Source organism: Amniculibacterium sp. G2-70 (assembly GCF_014353055.1).
GTDB classification, from domain to species: Bacteria; Bacteroidota; Bacteroidia; order Flavobacteriales; family Weeksellaceae; genus Amniculibacterium; species Amniculibacterium aquaticum.
On sequence record NZ_CP060698.1, the window covers coordinates 111,812 to 128,231 of the forward strand.

General features: G+C 38.2%; 11 protein-coding genes. 7 read left to right on the top strand and 4 right to left on the bottom strand.

Going from position 1 to position 16,420, the window contains the following annotated elements; translation table 11 throughout:
* The first annotated feature begins 358 nt into the window (after positions 1–358).
* The gene (gene metG, locus H9Q20_RS00525) at positions 359–2,392 is read left to right on the top strand and encodes a methionine--tRNA ligase (protein ID WP_124642412.1); all 2,034 of its coding nucleotides are present in this window, start codon (positions 359–361) and stop codon (positions 2,390–2,392) included.
* Positions 2,393–2,914: 522 nt separating this feature from the next.
* Here metG and H9Q20_RS00530 read toward each other — a convergent pair.
* Positions 2,915–4,090, bottom strand: a complete 1,176-nt coding sequence (locus H9Q20_RS00530) for a pseudouridine synthase (protein ID WP_410369589.1) — start codon at positions 4,088–4,090, stop codon at positions 2,915–2,917.
* Positions 4,091–4,238: 148 nt separating this feature from the next.
* Between H9Q20_RS00530 and aroB the strand changes: the two genes are divergently transcribed.
* Entirely contained in the window at positions 4,239–5,279 is a 1,041-nt protein-coding gene (gene aroB, locus H9Q20_RS00535; RefSeq protein WP_124642416.1) for a 3-dehydroquinate synthase, read from the top strand.
* Between the two features lie 174 nt (positions 5,280–5,453).
* Positions 5,454–6,962 (top strand): peroxidase family protein, encoded by a 1,509-nt coding sequence (locus tag H9Q20_RS00540; RefSeq protein ID WP_187478048.1) that lies wholly within the window; start codon positions 5,454–5,456, stop codon positions 6,960–6,962.
* A gap of 70 nt (positions 6,963–7,032) precedes the next feature.
* Here the strand turns inward: H9Q20_RS00540 and carB are convergent, their stop codons facing one another.
* From carB to H9Q20_RS00555, 3 genes are all read right to left on the bottom strand, one after another.
* The gene (carB, locus tag H9Q20_RS00545) at positions 7,033–10,212 is read right to left on the bottom strand and encodes a carbamoyl-phosphate synthase large subunit (RefSeq protein ID WP_124642418.1); all 3,180 of its coding nucleotides are present in this window, start codon (positions 10,210–10,212) and stop codon (positions 7,033–7,035) included.
* Between the two features lie 51 nt (positions 10,213–10,263).
* On the bottom strand, positions 10,264–11,346 hold the full coding sequence (locus H9Q20_RS00550) for a glutamine-hydrolyzing carbamoyl-phosphate synthase small subunit (RefSeq protein WP_124642420.1): 1,083 nt from the start codon (positions 11,344–11,346) through the stop codon (positions 10,264–10,266).
* Positions 11,347–11,413: 67 nt separating this feature from the next.
* Positions 11,414–12,313 (bottom strand): aspartate carbamoyltransferase catalytic subunit, encoded by a 900-nt coding sequence (locus tag H9Q20_RS00555; RefSeq protein WP_187478049.1) that lies wholly within the window; start codon positions 12,311–12,313, stop codon positions 11,414–11,416.
* A gap of 354 nt (positions 12,314–12,667) precedes the next feature.
* On the opposite strand from H9Q20_RS00555, the gene H9Q20_RS00560 reads away from it, so the two are divergent.
* The 4 genes from H9Q20_RS00560 to H9Q20_RS00575 all read left to right on the top strand — a co-directional run bounded on the left by H9Q20_RS00560 (position 12,668) and on the right by H9Q20_RS00575 (position 16,308).
* Positions 12,668–12,970, top strand: a complete 303-nt coding sequence (locus H9Q20_RS00560) for a helix-turn-helix domain-containing protein (protein WP_164472032.1) — start codon at positions 12,668–12,670, stop codon at positions 12,968–12,970.
* Positions 12,971–13,073: 103 nt separating this feature from the next.
* Complete coding sequence (locus tag H9Q20_RS00565; RefSeq protein WP_187478050.1) at positions 13,074–14,309, top strand: hypothetical protein; 1,236 nt, start codon at positions 13,074–13,076, stop codon at positions 14,307–14,309.
* Between the two features lie 113 nt (positions 14,310–14,422).
* On the top strand, positions 14,423–16,015 hold the full coding sequence (locus H9Q20_RS00570) for an MFS transporter (RefSeq protein WP_124642427.1): 1,593 nt from the start codon (positions 14,423–14,425) through the stop codon (positions 16,013–16,015).
* Between the two features lie 65 nt (positions 16,016–16,080).
* Complete coding sequence (locus H9Q20_RS00575) at positions 16,081–16,308, top strand: DUF6814 family protein (protein ID WP_124642429.1); 228 nt, start codon at positions 16,081–16,083, stop codon at positions 16,306–16,308.
* The last annotated feature ends 112 nt before the right edge of the window (positions 16,309–16,420 follow it).

Genomic DNA, 16,420 nt, shown 5'->3' on the forward strand with positions numbered 1-16,420 from the left:
CGTGTTTTTTAATTTTGATCGGTTTAATGCTGCTATCAATGTAATTCCCAATCTTATAACACCAAACAAATGCTATAATTACCAAAAGAATTAGTCTTTCAAATCTATCTAAATGAGTGACATAAGTATCTTCTAAATTAAAACCGCTTGATTTCAATCCTCGGAAAAGTGTTTCAATTTGTTCATGTTTTTTATTGTTTTTTCAGAGGTATTTACGAATACTTTGCATTTGCCATCTTTTTTGATATGTTTTTAATGAACAGACTCTAAAAAAAGTACCGTTTACAATGGATTTTAATTAGAAATTGGAAAGAATATTCTTTCGTTTTGAAGTATATTTGCAAAAATTATTTAGAAAATGTCGAAGAAAAAACTGATTACAGCGGCACTTCCTTATGCCAATGGGCCGGTACATATTGGGCATCTTGCAGGAGTGTACATTCCGGCAGATGTTTTTGCCCGTTTCCAAAGAAGATTGGGAAATGATGTTGCTTTTATCTGTGGAAGTGACGAGCACGGTATTCCGATTACCATTCGTGCAAAGAAAGAAGGCGTAACCCCACAGGATATTGTTGATAAATACCATGAAATCATCAAAAAATCGTTCTCGGATTTGGGAATTTCTTTTGATGAATACTCCAGAACGACCTCTAAAAACCACCACGAAGTAAGTCAGGATTTCTTCAAAACATTATACGAAAAAGGAAAATTCACCGAAGAAGTTTCTGAACAATATTATGACGAACAAGCCGGAGAATTTTTGGCAGACCGTTACATTGTTGGGACTTGCCCAAGTTGTGGAAACGATGGTGCCTACGGAGACCAATGCGAAAAATGCGGTTCTACCCTATCCCCAACCGAACTCATCAATCCAAAATCTGCTTTGAGCGGAAATATTCCTGTCCTGAAAGAAACCAAAAACTGGTATCTTCCACTGGATCAATATGAAAATTTCTTGAACGAATGGATCATTGAAGGCCATAAAGACGATTGGAAAACCAATGTTTATGGTCAGGTAAAATCCTGGTTAAATGATGGTTTGAAACCAAGAGCCATGACCAGAGACCTAAACTGGGGAGTTCCTGTCCCACTTCCAAATGCCGAGGGCAAGGTAATGTATGTTTGGTTTGATGCTCCCATCGGCTACATTTCTTTCACCAAAGAATGGGCTGAGAAAAACGGTAAAAATTGGAAAGACTATTGGCAAAGCGAAAGCTCGGACTTGGTGCATTTTATTGGAAAAGACAACATCGTATTCCATTGCATCATTTTCCCGGCAATGATGAAGGCTCATGGCGATTATATTATGCCTGCCAATGTCCCTGCATTTGAGTTTTTGAACCTTGAAAACGATAAAATTTCCACTTCCAGAAACTGGGCAGTTTGGGCACACGAATATGTAGAAGATTTCCCTGGGCAGCAAGATGTTCTGAGGTATGCACTTCTTTCATCGGCACCAGAAACCAAAGACAATAATTTTACTTGGAAAGATTTCCAGACCAAGAACAATTCAGAATTGGTGGGTATTTTCGGTAACTTCATCAACAGAGTTGCTGTATTGATGCACAAATACTACAACGGTGTTATTCCGCAAGAAACGGCTACCCATGAAGAGCTTTCGGAAATTACCAAAGCCGCCAAAGAAATTCATGAATATTTGGAAAAATACGAATTCCGAAATGCTCTAAGTGCTTTGATGAATTTGGCGAGACACGGCAACCAATACCTGCAAACGGAAGAGCCTTGGAAAACCATTAAAGATCAGCCTGAAAAAGCGGCGCATGCATTATTTGTATCGGCGCAAATCGCTGTAGCTTTGGGACAACTTTGCGAACCGTTTATGCCGTTCAGTTCCGATAAACTGCTAAAAATGTTCAACATAGATCGTCAAGATTGGAAAAACTTGGAAGAACCCAATATCCTGATCGAACCGGGACATCAAATAAATGAAGCTTCGCTGTTGTTCGGTAAAATTGAAGATGATGTGATTGATGCTCAGATCCAAAAATTAGAAAATACCAAAGCCAATAATAAAAAAACCAACCCTAACGCCAACCCTATGAAAGACGAAATTCAGTTTGATGATTTTACAAAAATAGACCTAAGAACAGCCACCATTTTGGAAGCTGAAAAAGTTGAAAAAGCAGACAAACTATTAAAATTAAAAGTAGATACTGGTGTCGATGTAAGAACTGTGGTTTCTGGCATTGCCGAAAGTTTTACCCCGGAAGAGGTTGTTGGCAAACAAGTGATGATCTTATTGAACTTGGCACCGAGAAAGATCCGAGGTATTGAATCTCAAGGAATGTTGCTATTGACAACAAAATCCGACGGAAAATTATCTTTCGTTACTCCTGATGAAAAAGTAGAAAACGGTATTGAAATAGGGTAAAATTTACTTAAAACTTAACCTTATATTCTTAGAGCCTTTTTAAAATTTTACCGAAATAATAATTCGACTATTTCTAATCTTTCTTATCTGCTTTTTTGTATTCTATTTAGCGTATTTTGCATTTTAAATTTTTGTTTTAGCGAGCTAAAACTTCAATTTTAAAACCCAAAATCCATCTAAATATCGATACAAAAAATCTAGATATAAAATTTAAACAGGCTCTTAACATAAACAAAAAAAGATTTCGAAAAGTGATTCGAAATCTTTTTTTGTTGGATCAAATTTCTGAATATAACGGATCAAGATCAAAAGTTGGGGGACTAAGCAAAAATTTGGGCTAGTCTGAATAGAAAAAAGGCTTTATCAGTCACCACTCTTAAATACACTGAATATCAGTTATATATAATAATCCACCTGTCTTTTTTTACTTAATTTTAGGAATAATTAACATTAAAAAGTTCAAGGTATAAAAAAGGAGCTCCACGAACGAAGCTCCTAAAATTTCATTTTTAAATCCTAAAATTATAACATTCTTAGGTTGTTGACTTCTAGCTCATCTAGAATTCTCCAATGTCCTCTTTTGATGTTCTTTTTGGTTAGTCCAGCAAACATCACTCGGTCTAGAGCTTCTACTTCGTAACCCAATCTTTGGAAGATACGACGAATAACGCGGTTCCATCCGATATGGATTTCTACACCAACCTCATTTTTAGGTTTTCCTTCGATGAAGGAGATTTTATCTACCGTTGCCACACCTTCTTCCAAACGGATGCCGTCGATGATCGCTTGCATATCGTCTGAAGATAATTTTTTATCCAAAGTTACATGGTAAATTTTCTTCATTTCGAATGAAGGATGGGTTAATTTTTTAGTCAAATGCCCATCGTTGGTCAACAAAATTACCCCTGTTGTAGAGCGGTCCAATCGACCCACCGGGAACAAACGATACGGCGATGCATTGGCGACCAAATCCATTACGGTTTTTCTGGCTTTGTCGTCTTTGGTTGTAGAAATGTAGCCTTTCGGTTTGTTAAGAAGGACATAAACCGATTTTTCCGGGCTGATGTTTTGTCCATCGAAAACGACTTTATCGTTCTTTTGAACTTGATGTCCCATTTCGGTAATCACTTCACCGTTTACCAAAACCAAACCTTGTTTGATGAGTTCATCAGCCTCTCTTCTGCTGCAAATACCGGCATTTGCCAAATATTTGTTTAGGCGGATGGTATCTTTATGGATGTCTTTTTCAATTTTTTGGAGTTTTCTTTTTTGGACAAAATTTTTGGTTCTGTCCTCGTCATTTCCAAATTTATTGTACGGTTTTTTATTTCCGTATTTTAGATCTCCTTTTTCGTATTTGTCTCGGCTATCAAAGGATCTTCCACCTCCTCTAGAATTGCCGAAACCACCTGGTTTTTTGTAGGAATTGTTACCATCAAAGGATCTTTCACCTCCTCTGGTATTTCCAAAACTTGGTTTTTTGTAAGAGCTACTATCAGAATTTCTGTCGCTTCTGTCGTAACCCTCACGGCCTTCAAAAGATCTACCGCCACCTCTGGAGTTTCCAAAGTTGCTTGATTTGTTGTACGAACCTCTTTCGGAGTCGCCTCCTCTTTTGTCGTAACTTTTTGGTCCATCAAAGGAACGACCTGTTTTTTTGGAAGGAAACGAGTTTCCAGATCCTGAATTGGACTGTATTCTCGGTCTTTTTGGTCTACCTGATGAATTTCTGTCTTCGCTCATTAGTATGAAAAATTTTTGCAAAGATAGTTATTTTAATTGCCATTTAAAGAATGGAAGTTTCATTGTTTTTTCGAATAAATCCTACATTTGCAAAAAATGTTCTATGATTTCAGTTTTGGATAGCGATTTCACTTCGCTCAACGAATTTATTTCTGCAGTTTCTTTTTCAAAAGTTTTCATTCTTTGTGATGAAAATACACACGAATATTGCTTGCCAACCCTTTTGGGAAATTTAGAAATCGATATTCCTTTTGAGATCATTGAAATAGAACCGGGTGAAGACCTAAAAACCATAGAAACGGCCGTACAACTTTGGGAAATCCTTACCGAATTTCAAGCGGATAAAAAGGCATTGCTCATCAATTTGGGTGGCGGCGTTATTACCGATTTGGGTGGTTTTGTGGCTTCAACCTATAAAAGAGGCATTTCGTTTGTCAATATTCCAACCTCATTGTTGGGAATGTGTGATGCCGCCATTGGCGGGAAAACGGGTATTGATCATGGTTTTCTAAAGAATATTGTAGGTACTTTTTGTCAACCCGAAAAAATATTTCTTTACAGTCCTTTTCTGAAATCCTTACCCATTGATGAACTGAAAAGTGGTTTTGCAGAGATGTTGAAACACGGCTTAATCGCTGATAAAATCCATTGGGAAGCATTGATCCATACGGACATCAACAGTATTGAAAACCTTTATCCATTGGTGTTGGAATCCATGAAAATAAAAGAATCGGTTGTAAACCAAGATTTTAAAGAACAGAATGTTCGTAAAAATCTGAATTTCGGACACACGGTAGGACATGCTGTAGAAAGTTTATTTTTACATCAACAAAATCCAATAAAACACGGTGAAGCTGTTGTTATTGGGATGATTGTGGAAACCAGGCTTTCATTTCTTGAAGGTTTGATCGATGAGGAATGTTCTGAAAAGATCATCCTGAATTTACAAAAACTGTATCCGTATATTTCAATTAATGATTTTGATAATAAAACGCTCATTTCCTTGATGATGAACGATAAAAAAAATGAAAATTCCAAAATTAATTTTTCTTTGATTGAGGAGATTGGTAAAGGAAAGTACAATGTACAATGCCGCTTGAACTCTATTGAAGAAGCACTCAATTATTATAAAAATCTAGAATAAACATCTTTATTAAAAGTTAAAAATAAAGTTCATTTTAATTCTAATCATTAATTTTAATTTAGATTCAATACTGTTTCATTAAAAAAATAAATTAATAATTGATTTTCATTTTATATTTTTTGTAATTTAGTTTTTGAAAAATAAATTTATTCTTAAACTAAAAAACTAAAAATTATGAGCAGACATGGAATGATGTATCAGGATATAGTTCCTTATACTTCTCGTTATTACGACAAAGGAAAATTTGGTCGAATGTTTTCCTCTTTACCACCTTTTGCACCGGACAACAAAAAAGTGAGAGATGCACTAAAAGACATGGGTAAAAAAGGCGGAATTATGGATGCCAAAGACGATCTGACCCAAGATCCAAAATTTCTAATTACCGATCCAAATTTGCAAATTAAAAATCCCAATTCGCCCATTATGGGAGCTGGGATGACATTCTTAGGACAATTTATCGACCACGACATCACTTTCGACCCTACTTCAAGCTTAGAAAGGCAATCGGATCCTGAATGTGTGGAAAATTTTAGAACACCAAGTTTGGCATTGGACAACATTTACGGTTCTGGACCTGGAGCCTCACCTCATTTGTACGATCAATCCGACGGACAAGGCATAAAAATGTTGCTAGAACCTTTGAATGTACAAGGTAAGGAAGGTATTGATAAATTTGATGTTCCAAGAAATTCACAATTAACAGCGTTGATAGGAGACCCGAGAAATGATGAAAACTTAATTGTCTCTCAATTGCAAGTATTGTTTCTAAGATTTCATAATGTTTTGGTTGATGCTTTGCGTGTGAAATTCCCTTCTAAATCGCCAAGTGAAATATTTAATCAAGCTCAAGAATTGGTGAGATGGCATTATCAGTGGATTGTTTTACACGAATTTCTCCCATTGCTTTGCGGTGAAAATATGGTAAAAGATGTATTGGACAACGGTAGAAAATTCTACGGTTGGCACAACGAACCGTTTATCCCGGTTGAGTTTTCGGTGGCGGCATATCGTTTTGGTCATAGCCAAATTCGACCTTCGTATCGAGCCAATTTCGGAATCACCAATCAACCCTCTCCAACGGAATTTTTTGCAGATATTTTTGATTTTACTGTGAGTCCTACCCATCCGGATCCCAACGATCTTAGAGGAGGCAAAAGAGCTGCAAGAAGATTTATCGATTGGCACACCTTTTTCAATTTGGGCGATGGCAGCATGAAAGCCAATAAATTAATCGATTCCAAACTCTCTACACCACTCTTTAATTTACCAGGATTCACAGACATCGATTCCTTGGCAAGTCGAAATCTGGTGAGAGGTCTAACATTCAGTTTGCCTTCAGGTCAGAGAGTTGCTCATGCCATGCGAATAGAGCCTCTTGGAGCCGAACATTTTGATGAATTGAAACACTATAAACTCAATTTTGAAAACAGTACTCCATTGTGGTATTATATTTTGAAAGAAGCAGAAATACAACAGATGGGTGTACATCTCGGTGAAGTTGGTGGTAGAATTGTTACCGAAGTACTTATAGGTTTGATGGAGGGAGACAATACTTCATTTTTATCCCAAAATCCGTTCTGGAAACCGACTTTACCATGTTGGGAAGCCTATAGAACCGGCAAGCATTTTACCATGGCCGATTTGGTTAAAATTGCAGAACATAAAATTGCTGTTAATTTTTAACATTCAATCCAAAATAAAAAAAACTTCAAACCGTCTGGTTTGAAGTTTTTTTATGAATTAAAGTCATCAATTACATACACTCCATTTTGAAGGACATGCTTTCGATTACTTTCAGTGTTGCTTCTACAGTATCCATGGAGGTCAGACACGGCACACCGTTTTCAACCGAAGCTCTACGGATTTGGAAACCGTCTCTCTCAGCTTGTTTTCCTTTCGTAGTCGTGTTTACCACATATTGTACTTTACCTTTTTGGATTAAATCGATGAGGCTTAGGTCTTCTTCATTGATCTTGTATCCAATTTTTGTAGGGATACCTTTTTCGGTGAAATAGTTAGCGGTACCTTCAGTAGCCCAAATTCTGAAACCAATTTCATGGAATCTCTTGGCCAAAACTGAAGCTTCTTCTTTGTGTTTATCGGCTACGGTAAACAAGATGGCACCGTGAAGTGGCATTTTTCTACCTGCACCAATCATCCCTTTGTACAACGCTTTTTCTAGAGTCGAGTCTTTACCCATTACCTCTCCTGTCGATTTCATTTCCGGGCCTAAAGTGATGTCCACTTTTGTAAGTTTGGAGAAAGAGAAAACAGGAACTTTTACAAAAACACCTTCTTTGTTTGGAGCTAAACCATTTTTGTAGCCCAAGTCGGTTAGTTTTGCTCCCAAAATGGCTTTTGTTGCCAAGTTTGCCATTGGGATTTCCGTAATTTTTGAAAGGAAAGGTACCGTTCTAGACGCTCTAGGATTCACTTCGATTACATAAACCTGACCTTCAAAAAGTACATATTGTATGTTCATCAATCCAACGATATTCAATCCTTTTGCTAATTTTTGGGTATAATCGACTAAGGTTTCAATTTCGCTTGGACTGATGTGTTGAGGAGGATAAACCGCGATTGAGTCTCCGGAATGTACTCCTGCTCTTTCTATATGCTCCATGATACCCGGGATAATCACCGTTTCGCCATCACAAATGGCATCCACTTCTACTTCTTTCCCCACCATGTATTTGTCAATCAACACAGGATGCTCTGGACTTGCATCTACAGCATTTTCCATGTAATGTACCAGTTCGGCTTCGCTGTACACGATTTCCATAGCACGACCGCCCAATACATAAGAAGGTCTCACCAAAACAGGATAACCGATTTCTGCAGCGATTGGTGTGGCTTCTTCTTTGGAGAAACATGTTTTTCCAAGCGGCTGAGGAATGTCCAATTCTTGAAGTGCTTTTTCAAATTTCTCACGGTTCTCGGCTCTGTCTAGATCTTCCAAAGAAGTTCCTAAGATTTTCACTCCATGAGCTTCTAATTTATCGGCAAGGTTGATGGCGGTTTGACCTCCAAACTGAACGATAACACCTTTTGGTTTTTCCAGCTCGATGATGTTCATTACATCTTCTTCAGTAAGCGGTTCGAAGTAAAGTTTATCCGAAATCGAGAAGTCTGTAGATACGGTTTCTGGGTTGTTGTTGATGATGATGGCTTCGTACCCCATTTGTTTGATGGCCCAAACCGAGTGTACCGTTGCATAATCAAACTCTACCCCTTGTCCGATACGGATAGGTCCTGAACCTAGAACTACAATTTTTTCTTTTTCAGAAACAATGCTTTCGTTTTCGTCTTCGTAAGTTCCGTAGAAATACGGAGTTTCCGACTCGAATTCGGCTGCGCATGTGTCCACCATTTTATAGACCGGCATTACTTTGTTTTCTTTTCTGAAATCGAAAACTTCTCTGGCAGATATTTCCCAAAGATGAGCAATGTTAACATCTGAGAAACCTAACTTTTTAGCTTGAAGAAGGACTTCAGCATTCAATTTATTGTTCTTGATGGTGGTTTCAAAGTCCACCAATTTTTTCAATTTCCAGATGAAGAATTTATCAATTTGGCTCCATTCTACAATTTGTTCCCAATCATAGCCTCTTCTAAGAGCTTCACCAATGATGAACAATCTTTCGTCGTCACAAACTTTTATTCTTCTTTCGATATCAGCATCGGTTAGTGCCAAAGCTGCTTTAGATTTTAATCCCAAATGCTGTATGCCTACTTCTAAGGAACGAACGGCTTTCATCAAGGATTCTTCAAAGTTTCTACCGATGGCCATTACCTCTCCTGTTGCTTTCATTTGGGTTGAAAGTCGTCGGTCTGCCGTTTCGAATTTATCAAATGGGAATCTTGGAATTTTAGCAACCACATAGTCCAAAGCCGGTTCGAAACAAGCGTAAGTTCTACCGGTAACCGGGTTCATCATTTCGTCTAAGGTAAGACCAACAGCGATTTTTGCGGCTAATTTAGCAATTGGATATCCTGTTGCCTTACTTGCCAAAGCCGATGAACGGGAAACTCTTGGGTTCACCTCGATCACATAATAATTGAACGAGTGCGGATCTAAAGCCAGCTGAACATTACAGCCACCTTCAATTCCTAAAGCACGGATTATTTTTAGAGATGCATTTCTCAGCATTTGATACTCTCTATCCGAAAGCGTTTGCGATGGCGCCACCACGATAGAATCTCCGGTGTGTACCCCAACGGCATCTACATTTTCCATGTTACAAACCACAATGGCGTTGTCGTTGGCATCACGCATTACTTCGTATTCTATTTCTTTGTAACCTGCAATGGATTTCTCAATCAGACATTGAGTTACAGGACTGTATTTCAGTCCATTAGCTGCAATTTCTTTAAGTTCGGCTTCGGTGCTGGCAATACCACCACCAGTACCTCCCATGGTAAAAGCAGGTCTAACGATTACCGGATAACCGATGTTGTTTGCAAATTCTAAGGCACCTTCAACGGTATTTACGATGTCGCTTTCAGGAACAGGTTCTCCCAAATCGTTCATCAAAGTACGGAAAAGATCTCTGTCTTCGGCTTGGTTAATGGCTGAAAGCTTGGTACCCAAAACTTCTACTCCACATTCTTCTAAGATGCCCGAATTCTGCAATTCAACCGCCATGTTCAGGCCGGTTTGTCCTCCCAAAGTAGGCAACAAAGCATCGGGTCTTTCTTTGCGAATGATGTGACTTACGAAAGGAAGTGAGATGGGTTCAATATATACTTTATCCGCAATTTCGACATCCGTCATGATGGTTGCCGGATTGGAGTTGATAAGGATTACTCTGTAACCCTCTTCTTTAAGAGCCAAACAAGCTTGTGTCCCTGCGTAATCGAACTCTGCTGCTTGACCAATAATAATGGGGCCACTACCTATAACTAAAATGGTTTTTATATCGTTTCTTTTCATAATTTTATACAATCTTGATGTTTAACAATGGTGAAGATTAGTCCTAAATAATTAGGCGTTTGCACTGTTATTTTGTTCCATTAATTCAATAAATTCATCAAACAAATAGTTGGCATCTTCAGGGCCTGGGCTGGCTTCCGGATGGTATTGTACGGAGAAACAAGGATGGATTTTATGTTTGATACCTTCGTTGGTTCTGTCGTTCAGAGCGATGTGGGTCTCAACAAGATCCGTGTTTTTCAACGAGTCTTGATCTACAGCGTAACTGTGATTTTGAGAAGTTAAAGCCACTTTACCGGTGTTGACATCCAAAACCGGATGGTTGCCTCCTCGGTGTCCGAATTTTAGTTTGTAGGTTTTTGCACCACAAGCCAAAGCAATCAATTGGTGGCCAAGACAGATTCCGAAAATAGGCACTTTCCCTAGAACACCTCGGATCATTTCGTGAGCATGAGGGACATCTTGTGGGTCACCAGGACCGTTGGAAAGCATGATTCCGTCTGGGTTCATCATTAATATTTCTTCGGCTGTTGTATTGTGAGAAACCACCACGATGTCGCAATTTCTTTGAGAAAGTTCTCTGATGATTCCGAGTTTTGATCCAAAATCTACCAAAACGACTTTATGACCTCTTCCCGGACATGCGTATGAAGTTTTTGTAGAAACAGAAGCCACTTGGTCGGTGGCAAAATTTGTTGCTTTCAGATCTTCGATCACTAGTTTGTCATCTTCAGAAGCATCTACAATTCTCCCTTTTACAGAGCCAAAATTTCTAATGATACGGGTAAGTTTTCGGGTATCAATTCCTGAGATTCCAGACATGTTTTTCTTTTGAAAGAATTCGTCCAGAGACATTTGGCTACGGAAATTGGATGGCAAGTCGCAAAGTTCTTTTACGATAAGTCCTTTAATTGCTGGTTCCATACATTCGTAATCGTCTCTATTGATGCCGTAATTTCCGATCAAAGGATAGGTCATGCAAACGATTTGTCCACAATAAGAAGGATCGGAAATGAGTTCCTGATATCCGGTCATCCCGGTATTGAAAACCACTTCACCTTCTGTTTGTACATGGGCACCGAAACCTTCACCGTGGAAAACTTCGCCTGTTTCTAATATGAGTTTCTTTTTCATTTTCTTTTTATATCTTATTCAGTATAACTGTCTTTTAATAATTTAATTGCTTTGTTGGAAGAGGTTCTTAATACTGGTTTTCAAATTCAAAACCTTTTTCTTCTAAAGCTTTTTTTAGAATGGCCATTCTCGCATACACTCCATTTTCCATTTGTTTGAAAATTCTGGATCTTGAGCATTCTACCAATTCTGTATCAATTTCTACTCCTCTGTTGATGGGTGCAGGATGCATGATGATGGCATTGGATTTCATTTTTTGTTCTCGTTCTTTGGTTAAGCCGTATTTTCTGTGATATTCTTCTTTACTGTAAGACATCTGACTGTCGTGTCTTTCGTGTTGTATTCTTAGAAGCATCACCACATCGACTTCTTTGATTAATTCATCCAAAGGTAAAAAAGTACCGTTGATGATTGCGCCTTCGTCAAACCACTGTTCAGGACCGGAAAAATAGACTTTAGCTCCTAATTTTCTCAGTGCTTCAGCATCGGAATTGGCTACTCTGCTGTGTTTTACATCACCGACAATGGCAATTTTCAATCCATCAAATTTACCAAATTCTTGATAAATAGTTAGCAAGTCCAACACGCATTGGCTTGGGTGGTTTCCTGTTCCATCGCCTCCATTTATGATTGCCGCTTTTACCGATTGTAAGTCTTTATAATATTCATTTTGTTTGTGACGGATCACCATAGCATGAACGCCAATGCTTTCTAAAGTTTTTACTGTATCGTATAGGGTTTCGCCTTTATTTACAGAACTGTGTTGCACATCGAAAGGTACCACTTCTAGTCCCAATTTTCTTTCGGCTACATCAAAGCTGGACTTGGTTCGGGTACTGTCTTCAAAAAACAAGTTGGCAGCAAAAACTTGACCTTTAACTTTGGTCGTTTTACCATCAGAAAATGAGATGGCATCGTTAAGGATATTTAGCAATTGTTCTCTGTTGTAGTCTGTTATTGTAATCATAGCTCAAAATAAAAAAAAACGAAGCCGCAATGACTTCGTTAAATAAAATAAATATCGTTATGGTCGGAAAATCCGCCTATTAAATGCTCAAGTGGAAAAGTGTTTTTCAATGTATTCATTGGGTGCAAAGATACAAATTATTTTTAAAATTGAAAGCAGTGCGCTTTATTTTATCATTTATGATTTCTTTCATATTGAATTAATGCTAAATTAATATATATTTGCTAAATAAATATACTTAATATGATAAAATGCCCTAAATGCTCACAGTCAAATGTTGTTAAAAGTGGTATAATAAAGGACAAACAAAGGTTTCTGTGCAAAGACTGTACCTATTACTTTACCGTAGATAAAATGGGAAAACAGATAGATGATTACTATGTTATCAAGGCTTTGCAACTGTATTTGGAAGGATTAAGCTATAGAGAAATTGAGAGGATTATCGGTGTCTCCCATGTTTCCATTTCATCTTGGGTGAAGAAATACAATCTTAAAAGACCTGAAATAACGAACAGCAAATCCAATTATAAAATACTGAAAAAAAGTGAATTAATAGAATATTTGCAGCAAGAAAACCAAATGAAAGGCGCAGGTTTCATCATCACAGAATTTGCGGATAAATTCATGATGATCAAATGGGAACGATTCAAAAAATAAAATTATATATAATATTAACAAAAATATACATCATTTTTTGTTGGTTAAATTTTTAGTTACAATTTTGATTTGTTAAAAAATTCATAACAAAACGATTTCATTTATGAAAAAACTAAAAATTACTTTAGCTGCTTTTTCATTATTGTTTTCCCTAAACCAATTAAAAGCTCAGGAAAAACAAAGTGATTATAAAGTAAGCGTTTACGGTTTTGCAAGAGCAGATTATATCTTTGACAGCAGACAAACACTTTTCGCAAGAGAACAACAAGTGGATCTTTATCCTTTGGATGTTAACTTGGATGCCAACGGCTCCGACATCAATGCAACGGGATCAAGCAACTTTCTTACCGTTGTTTCCAGAGTGGGCGTAAAGGCTACAGGGCCCAATGTTTGGGGGGCAAAAACTTCTGCCGTAATCGAAGGGGATTTCTACGGAAACACCAATACCAACACCGGATTGTTCAATATCCGCCAAGCCTATGCCAATTTAGAATGGGAAAAAACCTCCTTATTGTTGGGGCAAACTTGGTATCCGGCATATGTTACCGATGTTGCACCTGGAGTCGCCAATTTCAATACAGGAAGTTTATTCAATCCGTTTGGTCGAGCTCCACAGATTCGTTTAACTCAGAAATTATCCGATAATTTTTCCTTGGATGTTGCCGCTTATAAAATGAGTACACACTCTGCTCCATCGGTTACAGCAAATGCCAACGAAGCTTCTTACAATTCATTAACACCGAGTTTTCACGGTAAAATCCAGTACAAAGACGCTCATGTTACCGCCGGTGTAGGAACAGAATATCAATCGCTAAAACCACAAATTGTATCTGCCGGATTGGTATCCGATCACAAAGTAGATTCCAACATGTTTATGGCGTATTTTAAATATTCAGATTCCAAATTAATTGCTAAAGCCTACGGTGTTACGGGGAGTAATCTTTATCAATTTGTTATGTTGGGCGGATTTGCGGGTTATACAGAGCCTAACGGACAAGAATCTTATAAAGCAACAAAGACATCCGCTTTCTGGGCAGATTTCGCAAGCAATAACGCCAAAATTGCACCCGGACTTTTCTTTGGTTATACCAAAAACAATGGTGTAGATGCTGGATATAACAAACTATACACGCGTGGTCTAGGTACTGCAAGATCTTTAGACGATGTTTGGAGAATCTCCGGAAGGGTTGAATTCAAACAAAATAAATTTAAAATTGCCCCAGAATTGGAATACACTTCTGCAACATGGGGAGACAGCGATACAAATGCCGTAGCTGGCAACAATAAGGCTACCGTAGCCAACTTCCGTGCACTGGTTTCTGCAGTGTATTCTTTCTAATCATCATTTTGTAAATAGTAGTTTGAGTTCAGGCTTATTTTTAATAAGCCTACTCATTCTATGCCTTACACCACCATACACACAAATCAAACAAACATTAACACTATATTATTATGAATGAAAACCAAAATGCTCAATCCTTGCACGATGCCAAGGTAGAGCAAAGAAAGAAAAACTCCACGCTTTGGAGTGTTATTACGGCCTCGTCATTGGGTACGATGATCGAGTGGTACGACTTTTACATTTTTGGAAGTTTGGCCATAGTATTGGCGGGAAAATTTTTCCCAGCCGATAATCCAACTGCTGCATTTTTATCAACATTGGCCACCTTTGCCGCTGGTTTTGTTGTTCGTCCTTTTGGAGCGTTATTTTTCGGCCGATTGGGAGATCTTATCGGTAGAAAATATACTTTCTTAGTCACACTCCTCATCATGGGATTCTCTACTTTTTTGATCGGATGTGTCCCATCCTACGAGACCATCGGCTTTATGGCTCCGGTTTTGGTATTGGTTCTTAGATTGTTGCAAGGGCTTGCTCTTGGTGGCGAATACGGAGGCGCTGCAACCTATGTTGCTGAATATGCCGAAGAAAACCGTCGTGGCTATTGGACTTCTTGGATTCAGACGACTGCTACCATCGGGCTTTTTGTCTCTCTAATTGTGATTTTATTGACCAAAACCTCACTTACGGCAGAAGAATTTGATGCTTGGGGTTGGAGAGTTCCGTTCTGGGTTTCTATTTTGATGGTTGGCGTTTCTTACATCATCAGAAAAAACATGAAGGAATCTCCTCTTTTCGCTAAAGCGAAGAAAGAAGGAAAAACTTCTACCAATCCTCTTAAAGAATCTTTTGGTAACAAATACAATTTCAAATATGTTCTTTTGGCATTGTTTGGAGCCGTTATGGGACAAGGGGTAATTTGGTACACCGGACAATTTTACGCCATGAGCTTTATGAAAACCGTTATGAATTTGGACTCCGCTCAGGTCGATTCTTTAATGGCAATTGCCTTGTTTGTGGCAACACCTTTGTTTATCTTTTTTGGATGGCTGTCCGATAAAGTGGGCAGAAAAGCCGTTATGATGCTTGGGATGTTCCTTGCAATACTGGCATATCGACCTATTTATGATGCCATGTACACTTCGGTAAACATCAAAGAAAAATCGTTGGCTACCAACGGATTAATCCAAAAAAGAACGGCAACAGAACATAAGAAAGTCGCTGGAGACAGCTTGATCACCTTTCATACCGAGAAAACTTTTACAGACGGTACTTTGCTGAAGAAAGATTCCGTAGTGCATTGGTCTCCAAAGGGTGAAGTTCTGAAAGCCGATGGCACACCTGAAGCTGCAAAAGTAACTACTGCCATAACGGTGGAAAGTAATACCCGTTGGTATTTGGCCTTCCTGGTTTTTGTACAGGTTCTTTTTGTAACCATGGTTTATGGACCTATCGCTGCATTTTTGGTTGAGATGTTCCCGATACGCATTCGTTATACCTCTATGTCGTTGCCGTATCATATTGGTAATGGTATTTTTGGAGGATTGTTGCCTGCAGTTTCCACTTATTTTGTGACGACGGCCAAGGAAGCCGGAAATCCTAAATTTTATTTGGAAGGATTGTGGTATCCTATTGTTGTAGCAGCGGTTTGTCTGGTTATCGGGATGATCTATCTGGACGGTAAAGACCGAAATGTGAAGGATTAATATTTTGAATATAAAAAGTGATCTTAATCATTAAAAAATTATATAAATTTAAACGATAAAAAATTATGGACTCTATAAAAAAAATATTAGGGATTGTATGGTTAGCTATGGCTTTGGCAGTACTTTACTACGGACTTACCGTTTTCGGATTTCCAAAATTAGCATCCGACCATCAGGAGGATTTGGTTTTCGGGATCATCATTGTATTCATCTTATTGCCTATTGTAGTGGGCGGATTGGGTGTTTTCGGGTGGTATTCTCTGAAAGGTGAATATTCTAAGGAAAATAAATAAGTGAAAATTTATCTTGGAGGCCGATTCTTTCGGATGAAGCCTCCTTGATTTTTGATAAAATAGGAATGTATCTCTACCCTGCAGCCAGACTTGAGTGGAGCTCTTTTTATTT

What these genes read in the sequence shown, in the direction of transcription:
- metG (WP_124642412.1), top strand. Translation starts at nt 359, where the DNA reads ATGTCGAAGAAAAAACTGATTACAGCGGCACTTCCTTATGCCAATGGG.
- aroB (WP_124642416.1), top strand. Translation starts at nt 4,239, where the DNA reads ATGATTTCAGTTTTGGATAGCGATTTCACTTCGCTCAACGAATTTATT.
- H9Q20_RS00540 (WP_187478048.1), top strand. Translation starts at nt 5,454, where the DNA reads ATGAGCAGACATGGAATGATGTATCAGGATATAGTTCCTTATACTTCT.
- carB (WP_124642418.1), bottom strand. Translation starts at nt 10,212, where the DNA reads ATGAAAAGAAACGATATAAAAACCATTTTAGTTATAGGTAGTGGCCCC.
- H9Q20_RS00550 (WP_124642420.1), bottom strand. Translation starts at nt 11,346, where the DNA reads ATGAAAAAGAAACTCATATTAGAAACAGGCGAAGTTTTCCACGGTGAA.
- H9Q20_RS00555 (WP_187478049.1), bottom strand. Translation starts at nt 12,313, where the DNA reads ATGATTACAATAACAGACTACAACAGAGAACAATTGCTAAATATCCTT.
- H9Q20_RS00560 (WP_164472032.1), top strand. Translation starts at nt 12,668, where the DNA reads ATGGGAAAACAGATAGATGATTACTATGTTATCAAGGCTTTGCAACTG.
- H9Q20_RS00565 (WP_187478050.1), top strand. Translation starts at nt 13,074, where the DNA reads ATGAAAAAACTAAAAATTACTTTAGCTGCTTTTTCATTATTGTTTTCC.
- H9Q20_RS00570 (WP_124642427.1), top strand. Translation starts at nt 14,423, where the DNA reads ATGAATGAAAACCAAAATGCTCAATCCTTGCACGATGCCAAGGTAGAG.
- H9Q20_RS00575 (WP_124642429.1), top strand. Translation starts at nt 16,081, where the DNA reads ATGGACTCTATAAAAAAAATATTAGGGATTGTATGGTTAGCTATGGCT.